The 12,228-nt window shown below is 66.6% G+C and carries 13 protein-coding genes; 6 read left to right on the top strand and 7 right to left on the bottom strand.

Going from position 1 to position 12,228, the window contains the following annotated elements; translation table 11 throughout:
* Window positions 1-34 precede the first annotated feature (34 nt).
* The 6 genes from CLU94_RS22405 (at window position 35) to CLU94_RS22380 (ending at window position 5,397) form a co-directional block, all read left to right on the top strand.
* Entirely contained in the window at window positions 35-910 is an 876-nt protein-coding gene (locus tag CLU94_RS22405) for a LysR family transcriptional regulator (protein ID WP_099667241.1), read from the top strand.
* Between the two features lie 124 nt (window positions 911-1,034).
* Window positions 1,035-1,358: a hypothetical protein gene (locus CLU94_RS22400; protein WP_099667240.1), complete on the top strand. Its 324-nt coding sequence runs from the start codon at window positions 1,035-1,037 to the stop codon at window positions 1,356-1,358.
* A 48-nt stretch (window positions 1,359-1,406) separates the two neighbouring features.
* Complete coding sequence (locus CLU94_RS22395; protein WP_369811429.1) at window positions 1,407-2,225, top strand: MlaE family ABC transporter permease; 819 nt, start codon at window positions 1,407-1,409, stop codon at window positions 2,223-2,225.
* A 56-nt stretch (window positions 2,226-2,281) separates the two neighbouring features.
* Entirely contained in the window at window positions 2,282-3,307 is a 1,026-nt protein-coding gene (locus CLU94_RS22390; RefSeq protein ID WP_099667239.1) for an MlaD family protein, read from the top strand.
* Window positions 3,304-3,984, top strand: coding sequence for a hypothetical protein (locus tag CLU94_RS22385; protein ID WP_099667238.1), 681 nt, complete (start codon window positions 3,304-3,306; stop codon window positions 3,982-3,984). Before CLU94_RS22390 ends, CLU94_RS22385 begins: the two co-directional genes overlap by 4 nt.
* An 87-nt stretch (window positions 3,985-4,071) precedes the next feature.
* On the top strand, window positions 4,072-5,397 hold the full coding sequence (locus tag CLU94_RS22380) for an ATP-binding protein (RefSeq protein WP_099667237.1): 1,326 nt from the start codon (window positions 4,072-4,074) through the stop codon (window positions 5,395-5,397).
* Here CLU94_RS22380 and CLU94_RS22375 read toward each other — a convergent pair.
* From CLU94_RS22375 to CLU94_RS22345, 7 genes are all read right to left on the bottom strand, one after another.
* On the bottom strand, window positions 5,394-6,731 hold the full coding sequence (locus CLU94_RS22375) for an HD domain-containing phosphohydrolase (protein WP_099667236.1): 1,338 nt from the start codon (window positions 6,729-6,731) through the stop codon (window positions 5,394-5,396). The two genes, CLU94_RS22380 and CLU94_RS22375, sit on opposite strands and share 4 nt — an antisense overlap.
* Window positions 6,728-8,191 carry an ATP-binding protein gene (locus tag CLU94_RS22370; protein ID WP_099667235.1) on the bottom strand — a complete coding sequence of 488 codons (1,464 nt, stop codon included), beginning with the start codon at window positions 8,189-8,191 and terminating at the stop codon, window positions 6,728-6,730. Before CLU94_RS22370 ends, CLU94_RS22375 begins: the two co-directional genes overlap by 4 nt.
* 14 nt (window positions 8,192-8,205) lie before the next feature.
* A complete protein-coding gene (locus tag CLU94_RS22365; protein WP_099667234.1) occupies window positions 8,206-9,045 on the bottom strand; it encodes an HDOD domain-containing protein in 840 nt (279 codons plus the stop codon).
* Window positions 9,042-9,386 (bottom strand): hypothetical protein, encoded by a 345-nt coding sequence (locus CLU94_RS22360; protein ID WP_143451504.1) that lies wholly within the window; start codon window positions 9,384-9,386, stop codon window positions 9,042-9,044. Before CLU94_RS22360 ends, CLU94_RS22365 begins: the two co-directional genes overlap by 4 nt.
* A gap of 8 nt (window positions 9,387-9,394) precedes the next feature.
* Window positions 9,395-10,219, bottom strand: a complete 825-nt coding sequence (locus tag CLU94_RS22355; RefSeq protein ID WP_257218938.1) for a response regulator — start codon at window positions 10,217-10,219, stop codon at window positions 9,395-9,397.
* 184 nt (window positions 10,220-10,403) lie between these two features.
* Window positions 10,404-10,868, bottom strand: a complete 465-nt coding sequence (locus tag CLU94_RS22350; protein ID WP_143451503.1) for a hypothetical protein — start codon at window positions 10,866-10,868, stop codon at window positions 10,404-10,406.
* An 81-nt stretch (window positions 10,869-10,949) separates the two neighbouring features.
* Entirely contained in the window at window positions 10,950-12,212 is a 1,263-nt protein-coding gene (locus CLU94_RS22345) for a DEAD/DEAH box helicase (protein ID WP_099667230.1), read from the bottom strand.
* Window positions 12,213-12,228 lie beyond the last annotated feature (16 nt).

Below are 12,228 nucleotides of genomic sequence, written 5' to 3'. Positions count from 1 at the left end.
ATAACGACAGGAAAACAAACCATGGATTGGGCTTATGGACTGGGATAACGCGCGCATCTTTCTCGCCATCGGCCGGGCCGGCACCTTGCGCGGCGCGGCCGCCCTGCTGCGCATCGACCAGGCCACGTGCGGGCGCCGCCTGGCCGCGCTGGAAAGCTCGCTGGGCGCCACCCTGTTCCTGCGCACGCCGTCCGGCTACGTGCCCACGCCGGCCGGCGAGCTGGCCTTGAACGCGGCCGAAGCGATGGAACGGGCGGCCGACAAGCTGCAACGCGAGATGCAGGGCGTCGACAACCGCCTGTCCGGCCTGGTGCGCGTGGCCACCACGGACACCATGGCCAGCCACTTCGTCATCCGCGCCATGCAGCGGCTGCACGCGGCGCACCCGGACATCCGCATCGTGCTGCACGTGGCGCCGCAGCTGGCCAGCCTGACGCGGCGCGAAGCGGACCTGGCCGTGCGCGCCGTGCGTCCCACCGACCCGGACCTGATCTCGCGCCATCTGGTCAAGCGCAGCCTGGGCCTGTACGCGTCAACAAGCTACCTGGCGCAGCGGGGCGAACCCGTGCGCGGCACGGCGCTGGCCGGACACGACATCGTCATCTACCACCATTCCGTGGCGCCCCGTCACGCGGAAAAGCTGGCCGGCGAATCCGTCGCCAACGCCCGGGTGGCAATGGAAGTGAACTCGGCGGCGATGCTGCAGGAAGCCACGCGCGCGGGCCTGGGCGTGGCCGAGCTGGCCACCCACCTGGGCGATATCGACCCGCTGCTCGTGCGCATCTGGCCCGAGCGGGCGGAAAGCTACGACGTGTGGCTCGTCATGCATGCCGACCTGAACCGCTCTGCCCGCGTGCGCGCAGCGGCCGATGCCATCATCGCCAGCGTGGCCACCGCCAGCACCGCATGACAGCCGCGCACAATAGTGCCGAGAAGAAACTTTCTTTTTGATAAGTCTGATAAAATCCGCAGCCCCGCCGGGCACAGCCACCGCCACGCCGCCGCGGGTTCCCTCAATCCACTGGAGAATTTTTATGCTTATCTGGCAAGGCTTCGGCATACTCGCCCCCCTGATCTGTTTCATCGTCGTAGTGGCTGCACAAGCGCTGTTTGGCGCCACCCTGGGCGAGGAATACACGAAGAGCCACGCATGGACCCTGGCCCTGGCCTTCCTGCTGGCGGCTGCTGCCAGCTGGTATGCGGGCGTGCGCCTGAACAACGCGCCAGGACGCGAACTGATCGACCCAGCCACGCAGGAAAGAGTCATCCTGCGCAAGCGCCACACCCTGTTCTGGATTCCGATGCAATACATCGCCGTGCTGATGGTCGTCATGGCCGGCTTCGCCCTGTTCGGATAGCCGCGCACGCTAGCCGTGCTTGCCGGGCCGGGCTGATGTTAAGATGCCATGATGACCCTATCCGTCTCCCTCATCATCAGCCTGCGCCGTTTGCACCGGGCCACCATGGCCTGGCTGGTCAGCTGGTGGCGCATGCTGCATTTCGCCATCCTCGTGTTTTCGCTGGCCCTGTCGCCGTCGAGCTATAACCGCGACAACCGCCCCATCCTCGCGCACCGCCTCGTGACGAACACGGCGCCGAACCTCGTGTGGTTCAGCGTCGCCTGCGCACTCGTCAGCCTGGTGCTCATCCGCATCGTCGTCGTCAGCGCGCAAAGCTACGGCCTCTCGCGCTATGCGCTGGAAATGGTGGTGCGCGTGCTGGTGCTGGAACTGATCCCGCTGACGGCCGCCCTGTTCGTCGCGCTGCGCCTGACTTTGCCTGACGGCATTGCGTTTGCGCAAATGCGCTCTTCCGGCATGCTCGATACCATGCAGCGCCAGGGCGTCGACCTGCTGCGCCGCGAATACTTTCCACGCGTCATGTCCGGCATCTTTGCCGTGTGGATGCTGGCCATCGTCAGCTGCGTCACTTCGCTGATCCTCGCCTACATCACCATCTACGGTTTTACGCCGTGGGCGCTGCAGGGTTACACGCGCGTCGTGGGGCAGATCTTCAATCCCGCCGTGGCCCTGATCCTGATGCTCAAGGTCATCTTCTTCAGCTTTGCCGTGGCCCTGATCCCGCTGGCCTCGTCCTACTATCCGGACGAGCCGCACGGCCGGCGCAACCGCCTGTGGGCCGCGCATGGCCTGTCTGAAATGCTGCGCCTGTTTTCCGTCATCCTGCTGGTCGAAGTGGCTTCGCTGATGGGCAATTACTACTGATGCCCCGCCCGCCGCCGCCAGCCATCCCCGAACCACCCAAACGAGAGCCAGAAGCCATGAGCCAACCCCAAAATCCAGACCAGGTCGACGTGACGGCGCCCGCCGGTGTCGCGCAAGATGCCGTCCTGCCCGCCCCGCCGCCCGTGCGCCACGCGGAACTGAAGGCGGCCATTTTGCTCGTCTTCATGTTCGTGCTGGTGGTCGGCTCCGTCGTCTACCTGATGTATGCGCGCGGCGCCTTCGAAGCGACGCAGACGCTGGTGCTGACGGCCGACGATTCGGACGGCGTCGGCGTGGGCGCCGACCTGACCTTTTCCGGCTTTCCCATCGGCCGCGTGCAGCGCATCGAGCTGGCGCCGGACGGGCGCGCGCGCGTCATCATCGACGTGCCGCGCAAAGATGCGCACTGGCTGCGCACCAGCTCCATCTTCACCCTGGAACGGGGCATCGTGGGCGGCGCCAAGCTGCGCGCCTACAGCGGCATCCTGACGGACCCGCCGCTGCCCGACGACGCCACGCGCGACTTGCTGGTGGGCGACATGGCGGCGGAAATTCCCCGCCTGCTGGCCGCCGCCAAGGACTTGCTGAACAACCTGGGCAACCTGACGGGCAGCGATTCCGCGCTCGACGGCACCATGCGCAACGTGCAGGCCGTGACGGGCAAGCTGAGCGGTCCGGGCGGGGCCATGGGCTTGCTGACGGGCGACGACAAGCAGTCGCGCCTGCTGATCGAGCGGGCCAACGCCCTGCTGGTCACGGCCGACCAGCTGGCGCGCCGCACGGATGGCCTGGTGGCCAATGCCGATACGCGCGTCTTCGGCGACAAGGGCGTCATGACGGATGCGCAGGCAACCATCGTGCAGCTGAACGCCCTGCTGGCCGACACGCGCAACAGCCTGAAAAAAGTCGACGCCGTGCTGGTCGAGGCGCAAGCCGTGGGCGCCAACGCCAAGGCGGCCACGGCCGACCTGGGCCCGCTGCGCGCGGACGTGGAAAGCAATCTGCGCAAGGTCGAGCAGCTGGTCAATGAAATCAACCGCAAGTGGCCATTCAAGCGCAATCCGGAGATCAAACTGCCATGATAAATATCAATATCCTCCGGCCTGCCCTGGCCGCGCTGCTGTCCGCCGCGCTGGCCGCCTGCTCCAGCGGCCCGCCCGTGCCGGACTGGAAAATGAATGCGCAAAGTTCCGTCGAACGGTTTCAAGCGGCTTACCTGACTGGCAACGCCCTCGTCGAACAGACGGAATTCCGGCGCGCCCGCAGCCAGGTGGCCGGCACGGGCAAGCTCGAACTCGTGGCGCGTATCGAACTGCTGCGCTGCGCCACGCGCGTGGCCAGCCTGGCCTTCGAGGACTGTGCCGGCTTTGACGCCCTGCAAGCCGACGCGACAGCCGCCGACCGCGCGTATGCGGCCTGGCTGGCCGGCAAGGCGCAAACGGCCGACATCGCCCTGCTGCCGGAAGCGCAGCGGGCGGCCGCCGGCGCCGGCTCGGACACGGCCGCCGCCAGCGCCGTGGCCGCCATCAAGGACCCGCTGTCGCAGCTGGTGGCGGCCGGCGTGCTGCTGCGCGCCAGCCGCGCCACGCCGGAGCTGCTCGATACGGCCGTCGCCACGGCCTCGGACCAGGGCTGGCGCCGTCCGCTGCTGGCGTGGCTGGGCGTGCAGCGCCTGCGCGCCGAACAGGCGGGCGATACGCAGGCGGCGCAGCACATCGCGCGGCGCATGGCGATCGTCGAGCAGCCGCTGGCCCCCTGAGCGCGCCGCTGGCGGCCCAGGGCAGGCAGAATCAGGCATAATCGAGCGGGGATGACATCAAGGCCGTGCAGGCAGCGAGGTGTGACGATGCAGTTCGAGGATTTCGACCTTTCCACTCCCGATACCGGCCGGCATGCCGGGTCGGCGCCTGGCGATGACGCCTCGGCCGCCACGGCCGTGCGCCTGCAATACCTGCTCGACAATACACCCTCCATCATCTATTGCACCGTGCCCAGCGGCGACTTCAAGATGACTTTTGTCAGCAACAATGCCTTGAACGTGCTGGGCTACCAGCCCGAGGAAATGGTGGCCGACCCCAATTTCTGGTTCGACCACATCCACCCCGACGATGCGCCCGGCATCTTTTCCAGCCTGGCGCAGATCTTCGTCGAAGGCGCGCGCGCGTATGAATACCGTTTCCGCGTGCGCGACGGCAGCTATCTGTGGATGCACGACAGCCTGCGCCTCGTGCGCGACGAGCACGGCGTGCCGTTCGAGGTGATCGGCTCGCTGACGGACATCACGGAACGCAAGCGCATGGAAGCGATGCTGCAGGCGCGCGGCGAAGAGCAGCAACTACTGATCAGCAAGCTGCAGGAAGCGCACGACCAGCTGCTGCAATCGGAAAAGATGGCGTCCATCGGCCAGCTGGCGGCCGGCATCGCGCATGAAATCAATAACCCGATCGGCTTCGTCAATTCGAACATGAGTTCGCTGCAAGGCTATGTCGCCACCCTGTTCGACGTCATCGCGCAATACGAGGCGGCGATGGGCGAGCCGCTCGACGGCCCGGCCCTGGTCGCGCGCGTGGCCCAGGTGCGCGCGCAGGCCGACCTGGCCTTCCTGCAGGACGACATCGGCGACCTGGTGCGCGAATCGATGGATGGCCTCAAACGCGTGCGCGACATCGTGCAGGCGCTGAAGGATTTTTCCCACGTGGGCGAGACGGACTGGCAAGTGGCCAGCCTGCATGCGGGCCTGGACAGCACCCTGAACATCGTCGCCAACGAATTGAAATACAAGGCGCGCATCGAGAAACACTACGGCGAGCTGCCGCCGATACTGTGCCTGGCCTCGCAGCTGAACCAGGTCTTCATGAACCTGCTCGTCAACGCGGGCCAGGCCATCGGCAGCGACGGCGTGATCAGCATCCGCACCGGTCACGCGGACGACTGGGTATGGGTGGAAATCGGCGACACGGGCGCCGGCATCGCGCCCGAGCACCTGAACCGCATCTTCGAGCCGTTCTTCACCACCAAGGCCGTGGGCAGCGGCACGGGCCTGGGCCTGTCGCTGTCGTACGGCATCGTCAACAAGCACGGCGGACGCATCGACGTGGCCTCGGAAGTGGGCCGCGGCACGCGCTTTACCGTGCACCTGCCGCTGCAGCCGCCGGGCGCCGCGAACGCCTAGGCTTCCTTCACGGGCGCATACACGCGGATGCTCAGGCGCCCGCCATTCTTGCTTTCGAAGTCGAGCAGCTGGCTGATCACGCGGGCCGTCAGCACGTGTTCGGCCGCCAGCAGCATCAGGCCGTCGCGGCTGATCAGGTCGCGCGACAGCACCATGCCCGGCTCCAGCTGGCCCGACAGCACCGTCAGGTCGCGCGCCGGCGGTTCCGTCTCTTCCATGATGCCGCGGAAGGCGGCCACCACGGCCGGGTCGTAGCGCTTGCCGACGCTGTCGTAGATCAGGCTGCGGGCCTCGTCGGCGCGCAGGCTGCGCTGCACCATGGCGCCGATCTGCAAGCCGTCGTAATCGGACGCCAGCGCCAGGATGCGCGCGCCCAGCGGAATGGCCAGGCCCACCAGGCCATCGGGAAAGCCGCCGCCGTCGAAGCGCTCGAGCTGCGAGCGCAGGATCACGGAGACGGCGCGCAATTCCTCCAGCGCCATCAGCAGCTGTTCGGCGCGCAGCGGATGCTTGCGGAACGCGGCCAGTTGATCTCCCGTCCAGGCGCTGGCAGGCAATTCCAGCACGTCGTCGCTCAAGCTGAGCTTGCCGATATCCTTGAGCAGGGCCGCGATGAACACGTCGCGCGCCTCCTGCCCTTCCAGGCCCAGCGCCTGCGCCAGCTTGCGCGACAGCTCCGCCACCCGCCGCGCATGGCCGGCCAGCTTGCCGCCGCGCATCTCGATCAGGTTGGAAAACACCTTGATGGTCGTCACGAACGTGGCCTTCAGGCGCTCGTTGGCCGCCTGCACCTCGTCGTGCGACAGTTTCAGCTGCTGCGTGCGCGTGGCCACCTTCGCTTCCAGGCTGGCGTTGAGCGCCTGCAGCTCCACGTTCTGGCTGGCCGTCAGCGCTTCCAGGCGCCGCTTTTCCTCTTCCAGCGCGCGCCGTTCCAGCGCATGGCGCACCACCAGCACGATATCGTTCTCGTCCCAGGGCTTGGTCACGTAGCGGTAGATCTCGCCCTGGTTGATGGCGTCGAGGATGGACTGGATATCGGCATAACCGGTCAGCAGCAGGCGCATGGTGCCGGGCCAGCGCCGGCGCACCTGGGCCAGGAATTGCGCGCCATCCATGTGCGGCATGCGCATGTCGGAGATGACCAGGTCCACCGTCTCGCTGTCGAGCAGGGCCAGGCCGGCCGCGCCGCTCTCGGCCGTCAGCACGCGGTAGCCGTGCGGACGGAACAGACGGCGCAGCGACGACAGGATATTCGGTTCGTCGTCGACGCACAGGATGGTGGGCGGCGCGGTGCTGGCGCTGGTGCTGGCGCTCATGCTGTCCTGTTCGGTCATGGTGTGGCCGCCTGCGCCTGGCGCACGGGCAAGGTGATGCGGAAGGTGGTGCCGCGGCCGATGACGCTGCGCACGTCGATGCGGCCGTGGTGTTTCTGCACCGTCGTGTAGGCCAGCGACAGGCCCAGCCCCGTACCCTTGCCGACGGCCTTGGTGGTGAAGAAGGGGTCGAAGATGCGCGACAGGTGTTCGGGCGCGATGCCGCCGCCCGTGTCCTCGACCTCGATCCACACTTCCGCCGCGTTGTCGCTGCCCGTGCGCAGGGTGATGCGTCCGCGCGCCTCGCCCATGGCGTGGGCCCCGTTGACGACCAGGTTCATGATCACCTGGTTCAGCTCGGAAGGCTGGCATTCGATATCGGGAATGTCGGCATATTCGCGCACCACGTCGGCCTTGTACTTGACCTCGTTGTTCACGATATTGAGCGTGGTATCTATGCCCTGGCGCAAGTCGGCCCAGACCCACTCCTGGTGCGCATCCGTGCGCGAAAAATCCTTCAAGTCCTGCACGATGCGGCGCACGCGCGCAATGCCTTCCTTCGATTCGCCCATCAGCATCGGTATGTCGGTGCGCAGAAAATCCAGGTCGATCTGCTCGCGCAGCGCCCGCAGGCGCGCCGCCACCACGGGGTCGGCGACGGCCGGTTCCGCTTCTTCATAGGCGTCCAGCATGGAAAACAGGTCGTCCAGGTAGCCTTCCAGCGTGCCGACGTTGGAAAACACATAGCCGATGGGATTGTTGATCTCGTGCGCCACGCCGGCGGCCAGCTGGCCGATCGAGGCCAGCTTTTCCGACTGCAGCAGCTTTTGCTGGGCCAGCGACAGCTTGCTGTTCAATTCCGTCAGGGCCAGGTTGCGCTCGCGCAACTCCAGATCGGCGATCTGGCGCTGGCGGATATCGTCGGCCAGGCGCTCGTTCATTGCAGCCAGCTGGGCCGTGCGCTTGGCCACCAGATGTTCCAGGTTGTCGTGCGCCTTGCGCAGCGCCAGTTCCGCCAGGCGCCGCTCGCTGACGTCGCGCAGGGTTTCGATGGCGCCCACCAGGCAGCCCTGGCGGTCGCGCAGGGGCGCCGCCGTGAAATGCAGCCAATGGCCGTCGGGGCCGATATCGGCAAAGAAATCCTCGGCCTCAAAGGCGCCGGGGATCACGGAAGAGCGCTTCAGCTTGCCAAGATAGAGTTCATTTTCGCCGAATGCGATATCGTCGGCCACCAGCAAGTCGGCCAGGCAGGCGCGCGGCTGCGGATAAAACGCCTTCCAGTGGTCGCGCGTGCCGACCATCTCGGCGGCCGTGAAGCCCGTCAACTGTTCGCAGGCGCTGTTCCAGTGCGTGATCACGTGGTCCGTGTCGATGGCGAACGTGGCCACGGGATGGCCGTCGAAAAACGCCGACAGCGCGATGGAATCGGTCTTGCGGCGTTCCGGCTTGGCCGGCAGTGCCTGCCCTGCTTCTGTGTCCATGGCCTCTGTCCTGTTCATGCCAGCATGATCCGCGACATTTCATCGAAGGTGTGTTCCGTTTGCCGCAGCAGCGCCAGCCAGGCCGGCTCGTCCAGGGCGACGCTGCGCCAGCCCGTGGGCGACAGGGGCGGCACGAGCGCATCGTCGACGCCGGCCAGGTCGAGCGCCAGGGCGACGGCATTGGCCAGGTGCACGGCCAGCGGCAAGCCGCCCGCGTCCAGGCGGTCGATGGCGTGGTGGTCGGCCACCGCCTGTTGTATCGCGGCGGGAAACTTCCAGTAGGCGGCCAGGGCGCTGCCCACCTGCGCGTGATCGATGCCGATGACGGCCAGTTCCGCCTCGGCCATCTGGCAATCCTGCGCCTGGCGGTGGCTGCGCACGAGCGCGTGCTCGGCCGGGAAGCGCGTCACCAGCACCAGGGTGCCCAGGTCGTGCAGCAGTCCCGCCGTGAACGCCGTTTCGGGATTGACGCGCAAGTGCGGCGCCAGCAGGCGCGCGGCGATGGCCGTGGCCAGCGAGTGGCGCCAGAACGCCTGGAAATCGAAGCCGCCGCTGACGGGCGCGAAGCTGCCCGTCAGGGCGCAGGCCGTGACAACGGTGCGGATGCTGTGAAAGCCCAGCACGGAAACGGCTTGCGGAATGCTGGTGACCTTCGATTGCATGCCGTAGAACGAGGAGTTGGCGATGCGCAAGGTCTTTGCGGCCAGGGCCTGGTCCAGTTCGATCTTTTGCGCCAGCACATGCACGTCCGTGTCGTCCTGGTCCATACTCGACAGCAGTTCCAGCACCACCACGGGCAGCGAGGGCAGTTCCTGGATCTGGCGGATGATGTGTTCAAAACTGAGGCGTGTCATGCCGCGCCCCCTTGCCGGTAGCGCTGCAGCAGCGCCAGCAGTTCCGCACCCGCGGAATCGGGCGGCGTGGCGCGGAACAGCACGGCCAGCCGCTCCAGGCGGCGCGCCCGTTCCTGCTCGGCATGCGCCTGCGCGGCGGGGTCCGGCTCCTCGTCCATGACGACGTGGCAGCGCTCCACATTGCGCCTGCGCAAGGCCGTCAAGTTCGCCGCCGTCAAGGTGGCGCCCTGGGCCAGCAGCACGGCGCCGCTGGCGTCGTTCAAGGCTTGCGCCAGCACCATGCCTTCCTGCGCCTGCTCCATGGAAATCTCGCGGCCGCTTGCACTCACGCTTGTACTCACGCTTATACTCATGTACCCGCTCCATGACGACTCAGGGTGACCAGGCTGCCGCGCGAGCGCGAATGCAGGCCCATCGGATGGACGGCCACGACATACGGCTGGCCATCGATGGCGGCCAGGCGAGGCGTGGCCTGCCCGTCGAACAGCTGCGGCAGGACGATCGCCGCCTCGTTGCCCAGCAAGGCCGCGCCCCGTTCGAACAGGCTGGCGGCCGCCCCGTTGATGAAGGCGATCATGCCGTCCTCGTCGAGCCCGATCACGGGCAGCGGCAGGAATTGCAGCACTTCGCGCGCAATGCCCAGGCTGACTTCATCGCGGCTGATCTGGTGCTGCTGCTGGCACACCAGCGCCTGCATGGCGGCATTGGCCGCGGCCAGCGCCTGGTTGACGTCGCGCAACTGCGCATTCAGGCGCACATTGTCGTCGTCGATGCCCTTCAGGCGAAACGCTTCGGCGATATGCTCGCGCAGCTGATGGTCTTCCCAGGGCTTGGTAAGAAACTTGAAGATGGCGCCTTCGTTGACGGCGTCCGTGACGGCCTGCAATTCGGTATAGCCCGACAGCATGATGCGGATGGTCTGTGGACACAGCAGCTTGGCCTTGCGCAGGAAGTCGGCGCCCAGCATGCCGGGCATGCGCTGGTCCGACACGATGACGTCGACGGCATGGCTGGCCAGCACTTCCAGCCCTTCCTGGCCGCTGGCGGCCGTCAAAATATGGTAGCCGTCGCGCCGCAGCAGGCGCTTCAGGGAAGCGAGGATATTCGGCTCGTCATCGACCAGCAGCAAGGTGCGCGGCGGCGCCACGGCGTCCGCCGCCACAGTCCCTGGCATACCATGCTCATCGTGCACATCCATCGGACCATCCTCTCATCGCCGCGGCGATATCGGAGCTTGCCTGGAGGGGGGATTTGCCGCGCAGGAGAGTCTTGCGCGGCAGCCAGCCTGCCTTGAAATTATACGACTAAATATTCCTCTATGGCACTTATCCGGCATTTATCCGGCACTTATCCGGCACTTATCCGCGCCGTGCCGGACACGGCGTGTCGCGGTAAAACACAAAGCCGCCCAGGCCGATGGCTTGCGTGTCGGCTTTCACGGCGTACACCAGCGTGTTCCTGGCCGCCTCGACTCTCAGCAGGTTCTGGTGCAGCACCGTTTGCGCGTGCGCCAGTTCCAGCGATGGGGTCGGCGCCAGCTGCAAACGCAGTTCGGACGTGGCCGCATCGTAGGCCCAGCGGCCCGGATTGAAGAAGGCGAAACCGCCGTCGAAACGCAGGCTGCCATCCTTGAACTGGGTCAGGCAAATACCGGGAAATTCGCTGGGCGGGTTGTACCAGGTGGCGGCCACGGCGGCATCGGCCGGCGTCTTGCCCGGCATCTGCATGCCGGACGTGCCATGGTTGCCGCCCATGCCGGCGCAAGCGGCCAGCGCCGCGAGGCAGGCGGCAGCGGCCGCCCGTTTGATCATGATCCTGTGCATGCACGTCCCCTTGCTTTATAGAAACACAATCTTAGTCCGGGAAACGTGGCCGTTCAAGCGGCTAGCGCACATAAGGTGGATTTAATTGCCCTCGGCCGCCTTCGCCGCCAGGGCCGCAGCTTCGCGCAATTTGTCCTTTTTGCTCTTGCGCGCACCCTTTACGCCGCCGTTGACCGTATCGGTGACGGGATTCACGGGCGTCGGCAATTCCGTCGGCTCGAAACCGGCCACCACTTCGCGCACGATGCGCAAGTCGTTGCGGTTTTCGATCAGGCGGAAATGCGCTTCCGTATCGGCCGTCACGAAACTGATGGCCGTGCCGCTTTCGCCGGCGCGGCCCGTGCGGCCGATGCGGTGCGTGTAGTCGACGGCCGAACGGGGCAAGTCATAGTTGACGACGGCCGGCAAGCCGGCGATGTCGATGCCGCGCGCGGCCACGTCGGTGGCCACCAGCACCTGCAAGCGGCATGCCTTGAAGTCGGCCAGCAGCTGGCTGCGCGTGCCCTGGCTGAATTCGCCGTGGAAGGCGCCCACGTGCAAGCCCGCGCGCTGCAGCTTGTCGGCCACGTGTTCGGCCGCGTACTTGGTGGCGACGAATACCAGCACGCGCTCCCACTGCTGCTGCAGGATCAGGTAGCGCAGCAGCTGCGTGCGGCGCGGCACGTCGACCGTGATGGCGCGCTGCACGATGTCGGGCTTGTCCTGCGGTTCGGACGCCACTTCGATGCGCACGGGTTCCCGGAGCAGGCCGTCGGCCAGCGCCTGCACGTTGTCGGGGAAGGTGGCGGAGAAGAACAGGTTTTGCCGCTGCTTGGGCAGCAGCGCCAGGATGGCGTTGATTTCTTCGCTAAAACCCATGTCGAGCAAACGGTCGGCTTCATCCAGGACGAACAGCGACACGCCGCCCAATTTGACGGCATTCTGGCGCACCAGGTCCAGCAGGCGGCCCGGCGTGGCGACGACGATATCGGCGCCGCCGCGCAAGTCCATCATCTGCGGATTGATCGACACGCCGCCGAACAGCACGGAAATCTTCAGTTTGATCGGCAGCGGCTTGGCCAGCGCGTGCACCGTCTGCCCCACCTGCGCCGCCAGCTCGCGCGTGGGCACGAGGATCAGCGCGCGCACCTGGCGCGGGCCGGAAACGGGCGCCATCAGCGCCTGCAGCAGCGGCAGCGCATAGGCGGCCGTCTTGCCGGAACCCGTCTGCGCCGCGCCCAGCACGTCGCTGCCGCGCAGGATGGCGGGAATGGCGGCCGCCTGGATGGCCGTCGGCGCGGCATAGCCGGCCTTGTCGACGGCGCGGACCAGGGCGGGAATCAGACCCAGTGAGGAAAATGGCATAGCGGGCCTTCTTATT

This window comes from Janthinobacterium sp. 13 (assembly GCF_002749695.1).
Classification (GTDB): domain Bacteria; phylum Pseudomonadota; class Gammaproteobacteria; order Burkholderiales; family Burkholderiaceae_D; genus Janthinobacterium; species Janthinobacterium kumbetense.
Note: the sequence above shows the minus strand (reverse complement) of the source record. Positions and strands in the feature narration are given on the sequence as shown.

Excerpts from the sequence above, each read along its gene's own strand:
- CLU94_RS22405 (WP_099667241.1), top strand. The coding sequence starts at position 35 with ATGGACTGGGATAACGCGCGCATCTTTCTCGCCATCGGCCGGGCCGGC.
- CLU94_RS22400 (WP_099667240.1), top strand. The coding sequence starts at position 1,035 with ATGCTTATCTGGCAAGGCTTCGGCATACTCGCCCCCCTGATCTGTTTC.
- CLU94_RS22395 (WP_369811429.1), top strand. The coding sequence starts at position 1,407 with ATGATGACCCTATCCGTCTCCCTCATCATCAGCCTGCGCCGTTTGCAC.
- CLU94_RS22390 (WP_099667239.1), top strand. The coding sequence starts at position 2,282 with ATGAGCCAACCCCAAAATCCAGACCAGGTCGACGTGACGGCGCCCGCC.
- CLU94_RS22385 (WP_099667238.1), top strand. The coding sequence starts at position 3,304 with ATGATAAATATCAATATCCTCCGGCCTGCCCTGGCCGCGCTGCTGTCC.
- CLU94_RS22380 (WP_099667237.1), top strand. The coding sequence starts at position 4,072 with ATGCAGTTCGAGGATTTCGACCTTTCCACTCCCGATACCGGCCGGCAT.
- CLU94_RS22375 (WP_099667236.1), bottom strand. The coding sequence starts at position 6,731 with ATGACCGAACAGGACAGCATGAGCGCCAGCACCAGCGCCAGCACCGCG.
- CLU94_RS22370 (WP_099667235.1), bottom strand. The coding sequence starts at position 8,191 with ATGGACACAGAAGCAGGGCAGGCACTGCCGGCCAAGCCGGAACGCCGC.
- CLU94_RS22365 (WP_099667234.1), bottom strand. The coding sequence starts at position 9,045 with ATGACACGCCTCAGTTTTGAACACATCATCCGCCAGATCCAGGAACTG.
- CLU94_RS22355 (WP_257218938.1), bottom strand. The coding sequence starts at position 10,219 with ATGCCAGGGACTGTGGCGGCGGACGCCGTGGCGCCGCCGCGCACCTTG.
- CLU94_RS22350 (WP_143451503.1), bottom strand. The coding sequence starts at position 10,868 with ATGCACAGGATCATGATCAAACGGGCGGCCGCTGCCGCCTGCCTCGCG.
- CLU94_RS22345 (WP_099667230.1), bottom strand. The coding sequence starts at position 12,212 with ATGCCATTTTCCTCACTGGGTCTGATTCCCGCCCTGGTCCGCGCCGTC.